We start from the raw sequence: 9934 nt of genomic DNA on the forward strand, positions 1-9934 counted from the left end.
TGACATCTCCTTATTCAATTGAGATCAGCTCATATGCCCGGCTTCCTAAATTCAGCGCGGCGGCAGCTTCCACGGTGTGAATCCCATTCCGGCTTTCCATCCGCTCGATCAGAGCAGCCTTGCCGGGATCCGGGGATGCGTAAACAGCGTCCACGCTGGCCTGATCCAAAGCCACGGGATCCACGGAAGCAAATATGCCGATATCCGCCATCTCCGGGTCGTGCGGGTGAGCGTCGCAGTCGCAGTCCACGCTCAGCTTATTCGCCACATTGATATAAACCAGATTCTCCCGGCCCAGGTAATCCATTACAGACTGGTCTGCATCCGCCATGGACTCCAAAAAAGAATCATGGTCAGCGGTAAATACATCGTCAAAGTTCAAACTGGACGCCGATGTGTGAATCCAAAGCTTCCCTTTTGAGGACGCCAGCCCAATGGACATATTTTTCAGCGCGCCGCCGAAACCGCCCATGGCATGACCCTTGAAATGAGAGAGAATCAGCATAGAATCGTAATTTGCCAGGTGTGCGCCGACAAAATTCTCCTTCAGATGGAGGCCATGTTCCACTGGGACCGGCATATCTCCCTCCTCATCCAGGATGTCGCAGGGTGCGATAGCCGTAAAACCATGTTCTTCAAATGTTTTCCAGTGGGCGGCAGAGGTATTTCTGCGCCCCTCATAAGCGGTGTTGCATTCTACGATGGTTCCGTTTATTTGACGGACCAGATCTTTGATCAGGTCCGGGGAGAGAAAATTGTGTCCGCCAGGTTCGCCGGTGGAAATCTTGACGGCAACTTTGCCTTGCAGCGTAACTCCCAGCGCGTCATAGATCTTTTTCAATCCGGCCGGACTGATATCCTTTGTAAAATAAACTTTAGCTCTTTCCACTTTTGATTACTCCTTACTTTGTTGATTGATAGCCTGATCTGGCATAGAGATCATTCTCTTTGCCGCATTGGCTGCTGAATGATTTTATGATGCCCGCTCAAGCGGATTTTCCGCCAGGGACTCCGATTCCTCCTGCCTACGGCAATTTCTCATAGTCGTCCGCGGAGACCGGCTCGCACCACTCCGTCTTTGTATTCTCTCCCGGCACTTCCACCGCGAGGTGGACGAACCAGGAATCCGCCGCCGCCCCATGCCAGTGCTTGACCCCGGCCGGAATGAATACAACATCCCCTTCGCGTAGCTCTCTGGCCTCCTTGCCCCATTCCTGATACCAGCCCCGGCCGCCGGTGCAAAGCAGGATCTGACCGCCTTTCTGCGTGGCCTGGTGAATGTGCCAATGATTCCGGCATCCAGGCTCAAAAGTTACATTCCCGATGGCCACGCCTTCCCCGGTCAGCATATTCAGATAGCTTTGGCCTGTGAAATACTGGCCGAAAGGGTTTTCCTCTCCTCTGGGAAAAATTACGCTGTTCTCATATTGATCCATAAATGCCTCCCTATCTTATGATTGATTTTATAAATCATTTTACAACCTGGAGTTCACTCCATGTCAAGGTCTTTTTGTCATTATGCTGTAAAATGAAATAGTAAATTCTTGATTGCATGAGTAAGGGGGCGCGGATGAATTCCTGGACTTGAAACGATTTACGCTTGCACCAAACATAGTATGGTAGTTCTGGCAGTTACAAAATGCAAAGTTAAATTCTTTTATCAATATAAAAATTAATTCATTTTTGAGGATTTCCTGCCAGGCGTGTATTTCTGCCGGCGGATACGAGACAGCTGCCTTATCCAATAGGCGTGATCGCAAAACCTCAGCTTTTTTCACTCACTGCCGGAAATTTTCTCTTTCTATTTCACGAATATATGATACAATACCGATAATGAATTGAACTGAGATGACAGCGGCCAAGCGATAGGAGGAACTGAATGCAAAGCAGTGAACAAATTCTTACATTATGCAGGGAAAAAGGAATCCAGATGATTGATTTTAAAATGACGGATCTGGAAGGCAGATGGCGTCACATCACGATTCCCGTAGAACGGTTTCATGAAGATCTTTTTACCTATGGAATTGGGTTTGATGGTTCCAATTATGGTTTTGCCCCGATTGAGAAAAGCGATATGGTTTTCATCCCTGACATGGAAACTGCTGTGATCGATCCGTTTGTCTCGATCCCCACGCTTTCCATGTGCGGAAATGTCTGTGTGATCAAGGAAGTCAACGAGCCCTTCGATCAATACCCTAGAAATGTGGCTCTGGGGGCCATTGAATATATGAAGCAGACCGGAATCGCAGACCGGATGGTAATCGGGCCGGAATTCGAGTTCCACATTCTGGATCACGTCAGTTACACCGTCACCCCTCAGAAAACGGCCTACAGCATCGACGCCAAACAGGCGGAGTGGAACAGCGGCCTGGACGACGGAATGAACAACGGGTATCACGTGCCCTATAAAGGCGGTTACCATGCCGCCGCCCCCCACGATGTAGGTTACAATCTGCGCAGTAAAATGTGCATGATGCTGGAGGACTGGGGCGTCAAGGTCAAATATCACCACCACGAGGTCGGCGGCCCCGGCCAGATGGAAATCGAGGTGGAGTTGGGCGATATGGTGGAAATGGCGGATAAGACCATGATTGTCAAATATATAGTCAAGAATACGGCCGCTGCCGAAGGGAAAACCGCCACCTTTATGCCCAAGCCGATCTACCGGGAAGCCGGCAATGGAATGCACGTCCATATGCTGTTGATGAAGGATGGCCAGCCGGTCTTTTACGACAAAGACGGATACTCCGGCCTCAGCAAAACCGCCCATTATTTTATCGGAGGACTGTTGAAACATGCGGCCTCCCTGTGCGCCTTCACCAACCCTTCCACCAACTCCTTTAAGCGGCTGGTGCCGGGTTATGAAGCCCCGGTTACCATTGGCTACGCCACCTCCAACCGCAGCGCGGTTGTCCGGATCCCGGCCTATGCAAAATCCCCGGAAACCAAGCGTTTTGAGCTGCGCAACCCGGACGCCACGGCCAATCCGTACTATGCTTATGCGGCTATCTTGATGGCAGGACTCGACGGCGTAAAAAATCAGATTGATCCGGAGGCCAACGGCTGGGGTCCGTTTGACTACAATCTCTACAACTTGCCAGAAGAGGAGAAGGACAAGCTCCAGTCCCTTCCCAGGTCGCTCTCCGAGGCATTGGACGCACTGGAAGAGGATCATGATTATCTGACGGTGAACGGCGTATTCCCGGAGCGGCTGATTCAGATCTGGTTGGAGAAAAGACGGGCGGAAAGCAGTGAAATCGAGCAGATTCCGCATCCGGCGGAGTTTCAGAAATATTATGATCTGTAACGAATGATGAAATGATAGATGGAAAAGCTGCGGCTGTCCTGCCTCTGATCCGGCTGGGCGCCGCAGCTTTTTACCTTTATCATTTGCGGCCGGACGTTTTTCGCCGCATTTCTTCGTTTATTTTGGTGATATCCTTTTGGCAGTCAGCTTTTTATTTTGCAGGTTGATACATTAATGCTCCACGCATTCTGTTTTGCCAAAGTACAGCAACCGTTCCGGTTCCCGAAAAGGGAGATACTCTGTAATTGTTTTCCAGATCCGGTAAAAGGGATACGCGGATTGAAGGCTAAAAACTATGACGGCCAGGCAGAAGATCAGCAGAATGATCTGACCCTTTACATCCGTTTGTCCCATGTACCTGCGCATCGAAAACAGGCAAAAAGCAATGGCAAACACGACAAAATACCAACTACTATAATCTTGATGCCATTATCGCTGTCGGATACCGTGTTAATTCTAAAAAGGCCACTATGTTCCGCATTTGGGCAAATCGGATATTAAAAGAATTCATCATTAAAGGATATGTGATGGATGATGACCGTTTGCGTGAACCGGAAAACTTTTTCGGCAAAGATTATTTCGAGGAACAGTTGGAGCGTATTCGTAAGTCGGATGTTTCAGTCGCAAAAAACCACTTGAACGAAATTGTAACGATGTACCTGGACTATGCAGAAAGACAGGTACGGCGAGGAAATATCATGCATATGCAGGATTGGGTTGGACGTTTGGATGCGTTCCTCCAGTTCAATGAAGAAGACATTCTACATGACAAAGGGAAAGTAACAGTTGCCATTGCAAAAGCGTTTGCAGAAAGTGAATTTGAAAAATTCCGTGTCTTGCAAGACAGAACATATCAAAGCGATTTTGATCGCCTGCTTGCTAATACATCAGATTCAAAAAAATAACTGTTGGATAGGGAGACTGTTTCAAAGTTTGTGTAAACTCAAAAAACGGAAGTAAAATAAGTTGACAGTTGCGAAAGGGCAAAACCATTTTCCCGGCCCTACACCCAGCCATAGCAGCTTATAATCAGGATAACCGTTCTTCAAAAAATATCTCAAGCCGGAAGTGAATTTGTCCCCAGTCCGGTGCCCCGTCCATTTCTTCGTGATATCCATCATTGCAAGATACATCATTTTTAAAAGGTTGTCATCGGATGGGAATATCGTCTTTGATTTGGTCACTTTACGAAGCTGGCGGTTAACCCCCTCAATAGTGTTCGTGGTATAGATCAGGCGTCTGATCGCCTCCGGATACTGAAATAGGTTGACAGATTTGCAACGGCTATCGCTAGGGGGATTAAGTCTGTCGGTTTCCCTAACCTACGAATTTTACAGGTTATTCCCCTGTCGGAGTTGTCGTATGTTAACTCTGAAAAGGAGCATCCGTAAGTCATTTGGGAGTAGTTCTGAATGTTTGTGGAATGTAATGTAGAAATGGCGGATTGATTTGTGATATGGTGATATCGCCAGAAAAACATAGTGTTGAACCAGCAACCATTACCATCTGACCACTAGTTCAACACTATGCTTTTCTGGTAGTTACGATCAGCCTCTTTTCTTCCCCTTATACCCCTGGTGTGCCATTTTGCCATAGAACTAATCCACAGTTCTATTTCCTTACCTTGAGTTTTTCTTACCAAGTCCTTACTGATAGCTCGTATCTCAAGGGTCGAAAAGTGTGCTGGTTAAAGGTCGGGTAGCTTGATCAAATCCCAAAATAATTTCTCCTACTTCACCGCCTTTATAAATTCTTATATAAAACTTAATAACTTTTTTAATTTACTCTTTAGTTCTTGTCTATCATAATCTTCTAGTTGCTCTGCTTCAAGGTTAATTGTAATATCTCCACTTATTTCATCAAACGAAATAAGAATTAAAACATTATCCAGGTCTGTGCCAATTATGGCTTTTTTTAAGTAGATATTACAGGTACCTGAATCATTAAAATATTCCTCTAAGCTTCTTATATCCTGATAGGTAATATCCTTATTTATTTCCTTGTCAAAGAAATGTGATGATATTATATCGTTTACATCAAATAAAACATAACCACTTAACACCTCCTTGATTTTGGCATTCTTTATATCTTTTGATAGAAATAAAGCATATAATTCATGCTTGCTTAATTTTTTCGAGACGGATATAATATATATATCTATCGTGTTTGAATAACATCTAATTTGATTTTGTAAATAAAGTGAGGAATGGACATGGAAAAAACAACTGGAAGCAATCTAAATAAATATTTTGAAATAATCGGCTTGTTATATGGGTGCAGTCATACTAATTTTATAGAAAAAGAGTTGTGGGAAAATGCCGCAGCGGAGCATGGCATTGATGGTACACAGCTTTTTAATAAATTTGGGGCTATACACAAAAAATATTTTACTATCTTCCGACAAAATATGACTTTTCAGAAGTGTGAAGATTTTGACTTCTTTTTTGCTGATGACGATTTCCTCATACTTTTACAAACTATATGCGCAGATAATTCAGAGTGGTTCGATAATGATTTTAGCGGAGTGACTGACGATACAATTATTTTAGCAATTATCAATGAGTTACTTGAAGGAAAAGAGTTTGTTGTAGTTCCACCATTAAATGAGATAATCACTTTATTGCAGAGTACAAAATATTCCACTAATATATGTTGGAAACTTATGGTTTTAATACAGTCACCTAAAAAGAAAATGGAAAGTTTATTAAACTTTATTAAACAGAATATTGTTGCATATCAAAAAGCGATAGACGCTATTAAAAAGCCTTTGGATAAATTGCTTGCTGATTTTCCTAATGGTAATTATATGAGCAAAAATATTTTAAAAGATATTAATCCAACCCCTATTTTGATATATCCTGCCATTGAAATAGTAAACTCACGTACTGCTTATGTGGGTCTGTTTGCAAAAGATGTATATAAACTTATTGAGAAAGTAAGAAGTTCTCAAAAAAAACTTCTTCCTGCATTAAAAGCCCTTGGTGACAGCAGTAAATTTGACATACTACTTACTTTATTGACAGCACCAAAATATAATTTGGAATTAGCGGAAAAATTGAATCTTTCCGCTGCCACTGTTTCACATCACATGAATGTATTATTATCAAATCAATTAGTAAACGTAGAAAAAAAGGACGGACGAGTATATTACACGATTTCTAAAGAGACATTACGGGATTTGACTAATCAGATTTCATCTATTTTTTCTCTTTGATTTTTGAGGCAGGATAAAATTTTTCTCATTTAATATTTGACAAATATCTAAATTTACTGTAAAATATATTATGTACTTCTAATCGCAATGCGATTATTTTTTTGCCGCACGTATTAGATGTACATCAAACTAATTAGATTAAAATAGGAGGATGTATGAACAACAAACTTTTCCACAAAAATTTTTCTTTACTAATAGCAGGCCAGACAAGTTCTTTATTTGGCAACTGTATATTAGATTTTGCCCTATCAATGTATGTTTTAGAGGTAACAGGTTCGGCAACAATTTTCGCAAGTTTTTTAGCACTTGCAATGTTACCAACGATTTTATTATCTCCGTTAGGGGGTATTCTTGCCGACCGAGCAAACAGGCGTAATATTATGGTGATTTTGGATTTTATGGCAGGGGTAATAGTTTTATTAGCTGCTGTTTTCATAAACTCGGAAAATCATTTGGTGATAATAGTTTTAACGCTTGTTATACAGTCAATATTAGGGGCTTTTGAAACGCCAACAGTTCAAGCGTGTGTGCCACAAATGCAAACAGGAGATAACATTATTTTGGGGAATGCAGTTGTAAATCAAATTAGTGCTGTTTCTGCTTTTGCGGCTCCTTTTATTGGAAGCCTGTTATATACAGCTTTTGGCTTAAAACCAGTTATGTATGCAGGTGTCATTTGTTTTTTCATAACAGCAGTATTTGAGTGCTTTATTAAACTTGACTATCATCCGGAACGGACGACTGAAAATGTTTTGGAAATAGTAAAAAAAGATTTAAAAGATAGTACAAAATTTATCTGTAAGGAAAAAACAGCTATTTTAAAAATACTGCTTTTGGTAGCTGTTATTGGCTTTTTTATTCAAGGAATTGCATTAGTTGGATTACCATATATGGTTAGAACAATACTGGGACTGAATGCGAAATTTTATGGTGCAACAGAAAGTATGCTTGGACTTACTGTTATTCTTGGTAGCGTCATTTCTGGATTGATAGTTTCAAAATTTAAAATAAGGAAATTATATTTGACTTTGTTTTCTGTCGGAATATGTTTGTTACCTGTTGGCGCTATTTTCATTATTTCAACTGGTGTTTATATGAAGTATACTGTTTTAATGCTATCATTTGCCATTATTCAAATTGTGGCTTGTGTCTTTTCTATATTTGCTTTATCAATTATTCAGCAATTAACTCCAAATAATATGATAGGTAAAGTGATGGCATATACGGCGACGTTCTCCTTATGTGCGCAACCATTAGGACAAATCATTTATGGATTGTTATTTGATACGTTTGCAAACATGGTTTACGTTATTTTAATTCCAACAGGAATAATTTTGTGCATGATTGGTTTCAAAACGAAAGACTTTTTTGCAAAAGTCGAAAAACAGCTTGAATAAGGATAACCATAATCATTAGCGGATATAACCGCTGACAAGGAAAAGCGGTGGTCACAATATTCATTTAACCGCCGTTTTCCTTTCTGAAAATTGGAAATACGGAGGGTGTATTAAAGTCGCCCTTTGTTAAGGATACGGCGGTATCGAGGAGGTATCGCCGTGTTTACTTTTTATCGACATAATTTGACAATCTTCATGTTATCAAAAAAAGCCTCTACACGACTACGGGATATTCCGACTATGGATATGAACTGTCAAATCATCTGAATACTGTTTACAATTCCTTTGCGCTCGTCCGTTTTTTTCGGACGGGCGCATTTTGTTTTACCCAAAGATTTTTTCAAAAAAATCTGCCTGTCATTCGGCGTTTGAAAAAATCGCCTGTATTATCACGCGAAAAGGGGAAGTCCTACCCGCCTTTCGGCACGAAAGGAGGTGAGAACATGAAACCTAATCGCATGGAGTTTCAGAAACAATGTGCCTTTCAAAGTTTCTGTAAACGGGTGTTGCATAACGCTTACCGCCTGCACCGCCTTCTTAGCTGTGCTCTCCGCGATGGTTCCCACGACTTTCTTCGCAGAATTTGCCACCTTTCTTCCAATCGCCTGTGCCACTGCTTCCGGATTCGTCCTGGCCGCCTGTTTCATCAGCATTTGTTCTCGCCTCTGATTGGCCTGCTGATTCCGAACCATTTTCTCCACCGTGTTTTTCACGGTTTTAGCAAACGTGGAAATAATACTATGCCCGCTAGGATCCACATTCCCCAGCGGATTCCCCTCGCCATAAGCATACCGGTTCCGGCTCATCGGATTCCCCAGAGTCCCAAGATACCCGTCCTCCGTCAGGAATCTCCCCGTCTCCGTGTCATAATGGCGTGCGCGCAGGTACAGCAGCCCCGTCGTCTGATTATAAGACTCCGCGTTATACCCATACACGTTCACGTCCGCAGGCGCTCCAAAAGTAATCCGTCCAAACGGGTCATACTGATAAGACTCCAGCACTGTCCCATCCTTCTGCGACAGTGCCGACACGCTTCCCCTCGCATCATACAGATAGAAACTGCTCGAAGAACCATCCGCACCGGTCTCGTCCACAGAAAGCCTCTGCTCACCATAAGTATACGCCTTCTTCACCGCTCCGTCCATCCCGATTTCCGCCAGGACTTCCGTGTTCTCCCGGTTCACATCGTTCAGATATTCCGTCAGCGTATAGCTCCCGGTTGCTCCGCTTGCCATCTCATAAAGCTCACTCAGGCCGTCCGAAGCATCCTCCGGAATCACAGGAATTTCATGGTTCTCCTTCTTATTTCCATTCCCCTTCCCGTTATTTTTCTTTTCCGGCTCCACATAATCCAGCTGGAAGATCTTCTCCCCGTCCCCATCATAGGTCGCCGCCAGAAGAACGTGGCCGCAGCCATTGATTGCCTTCAGGCGGTTTTCTGCCGTGTAGGTGTAGGGTGACCGCCCGTATGCTATTTTAAACCGTTCTCTGAAAAAATCCGGTACAAGACTTTGAAGGCTTGTTGGGGCAATATGAAAAGCCATAGATTCCGTCCAAAATGCAGTGAATCAACAGGAGCGAAAAGTGTGCTAATTAGAGGCCGGGTGGCTTGATGCCACCCGGCCTGAGAACATCTCCCGACAAAGCCGGGCGAAAGTTCTTATTTTTTTGTCAAAAATACTTTCTTTGCTTGGTTTAAACTTAACCGGTTGGCTCCACCCTCATAGTCCGGATCATTAAACTGAACTTCATCATCTTCCCAACCACATATTGGACAAATCTCAAAAGTTCCCGGTGGTGGTTCACTCAAACTTAAACTTCCACAACACGGACATTTGTATTTCAGCATAAATCAATCTCCTCCCATAATAATCTTTGTTTTTTTCTTGTTAACTCGCTTTTTCTTACTTTTTCTTTTTTCATAGAAAGCTTTTTTAGTCTATGTCATTCCCCATGGCCTAAAATCATGGATATCTGGATCTTTGGGGTTCACTTAATAAGACGTCGTCTTATTTT

At 42.8% G+C, this 9934-nt stretch carries 8 protein-coding genes and 2 pseudogenes; 4 read left to right on the forward strand and 6 right to left on the reverse strand.

What is annotated here, in order from left to right:
* Positions 1 to 10: 10 nt before the first annotated feature.
* Positions 11 to 889 (reverse strand): DUF362 domain-containing protein, encoded by an 879-nt coding sequence (locus MUB23_RS15490; RefSeq protein ID WP_244801589.1) that lies wholly within the window; start codon positions 887 to 889, stop codon positions 11 to 13.
* Positions 890 to 1025: 136 nt separating this feature from the next.
* Positions 1026 to 1436 (reverse strand): cupin domain-containing protein, encoded by a 411-nt coding sequence (locus tag MUB23_RS15495; protein WP_244801590.1) that lies wholly within the window; start codon positions 1434 to 1436, stop codon positions 1026 to 1028.
* Positions 1437 to 1879: 443 nt separating this feature from the next.
* Here MUB23_RS15495 and glnA point away from each other — a divergent pair, with 443 nt between their 5' ends.
* Positions 1880 to 3307 carry a type I glutamate--ammonia ligase gene (gene glnA / locus MUB23_RS15500; protein WP_244801591.1) on the forward strand — a complete coding sequence of 476 codons (1428 nt, stop codon included), beginning with the start codon at positions 1880 to 1882 and terminating at the stop codon, positions 3305 to 3307.
* 395 nt (positions 3308 to 3702) lie between these two features.
* Positions 3703 to 4212, forward strand: a pseudogene (gene rhuM, locus MUB23_RS20035) (RhuM family protein); the annotation flags it as partial.
* A gap of 124 nt (positions 4213 to 4336) precedes the next feature.
* Here rhuM and MUB23_RS15510 read toward each other — a convergent pair.
* Together MUB23_RS15510 and MUB23_RS15515 are read right to left on the reverse strand one after the other, a co-directional pair.
* Positions 4337 to 4569 (reverse strand): annotated as a pseudogene (locus tag MUB23_RS15510) (transposase); the annotation flags it as partial.
* Between the two features lie 491 nt (positions 4570 to 5060).
* Positions 5061 to 5369 carry a hypothetical protein gene (locus tag MUB23_RS15515; RefSeq protein WP_244801592.1) on the reverse strand — a complete coding sequence of 103 codons (309 nt, stop codon included), beginning with the start codon at positions 5367 to 5369 and terminating at the stop codon, positions 5061 to 5063.
* Positions 5370 to 5519: 150 nt separating this feature from the next.
* On the opposite strand from MUB23_RS15515, the gene MUB23_RS15520 reads away from it, so the two are divergent.
* Both MUB23_RS15520 and MUB23_RS15525 read left to right on the forward strand, forming a co-directional pair.
* A complete protein-coding gene (locus MUB23_RS15520) occupies positions 5520 to 6521 on the forward strand; it encodes an ArsR/SmtB family transcription factor (protein ID WP_244801593.1) in 1002 nt (333 codons plus the stop codon).
* A 155-nt stretch (positions 6522 to 6676) separates the two neighbouring features.
* A complete protein-coding gene (locus tag MUB23_RS15525) occupies positions 6677 to 7918 on the forward strand; it encodes an MFS transporter (RefSeq protein WP_244801594.1) in 1242 nt (413 codons plus the stop codon).
* 389 nt (positions 7919 to 8307) lie between these two features.
* Here the strand turns inward: MUB23_RS15525 and MUB23_RS15530 are convergent, their stop codons facing one another.
* Together MUB23_RS15530 and MUB23_RS15535 are read right to left on the reverse strand one after the other, a co-directional pair.
* Positions 8308 to 9462, reverse strand: a complete 1155-nt coding sequence (locus tag MUB23_RS15530; protein ID WP_244801595.1) for an RHS repeat-associated core domain-containing protein — start codon at positions 9460 to 9462, stop codon at positions 8308 to 8310.
* Between the two features lie 116 nt (positions 9463 to 9578).
* Positions 9579 to 9767, reverse strand: a complete 189-nt coding sequence (locus tag MUB23_RS15535; protein WP_244801596.1) for a CPCC family cysteine-rich protein — start codon at positions 9765 to 9767, stop codon at positions 9579 to 9581.
* Between the last annotated feature and the right edge of the window lie 167 nt (positions 9768 to 9934).

Source organism: Cuneatibacter sp. NSJ-177, from assembly GCF_022867805.1.
Classification (GTDB): Bacteria; Bacillota; Clostridia; order Lachnospirales; family Lachnospiraceae; genus Pseudolachnospira.

Bases quoted from the DNA above. Each gene is read 5' to 3' on its own strand.
- MUB23_RS15530 (WP_244801595.1), bottom strand. From the start codon at position 9,462: ATGGCTTTTCATATTGCCCCAACAAGCCTTCAAAGTCTTGTACCGGAT.
- MUB23_RS15535 (WP_244801596.1), bottom strand. From the start codon at position 9,767: ATGCTGAAATACAAATGTCCGTGTTGTGGAAGTTTAAGTTTGAGTGAA.
- MUB23_RS15520 (WP_244801593.1), top strand. From the start codon at position 5,520: ATGGAAAAAACAACTGGAAGCAATCTAAATAAATATTTTGAAATAATC.
- glnA (WP_244801591.1), top strand. From the start codon at position 1,880: ATGCAAAGCAGTGAACAAATTCTTACATTATGCAGGGAAAAAGGAATC.
- MUB23_RS15525 (WP_244801594.1), top strand. From the start codon at position 6,677: ATGAACAACAAACTTTTCCACAAAAATTTTTCTTTACTAATAGCAGGC.
- MUB23_RS15495 (WP_244801590.1), bottom strand. From the start codon at position 1,436: ATGGATCAATATGAGAACAGCGTAATTTTTCCCAGAGGAGAGGAAAAC.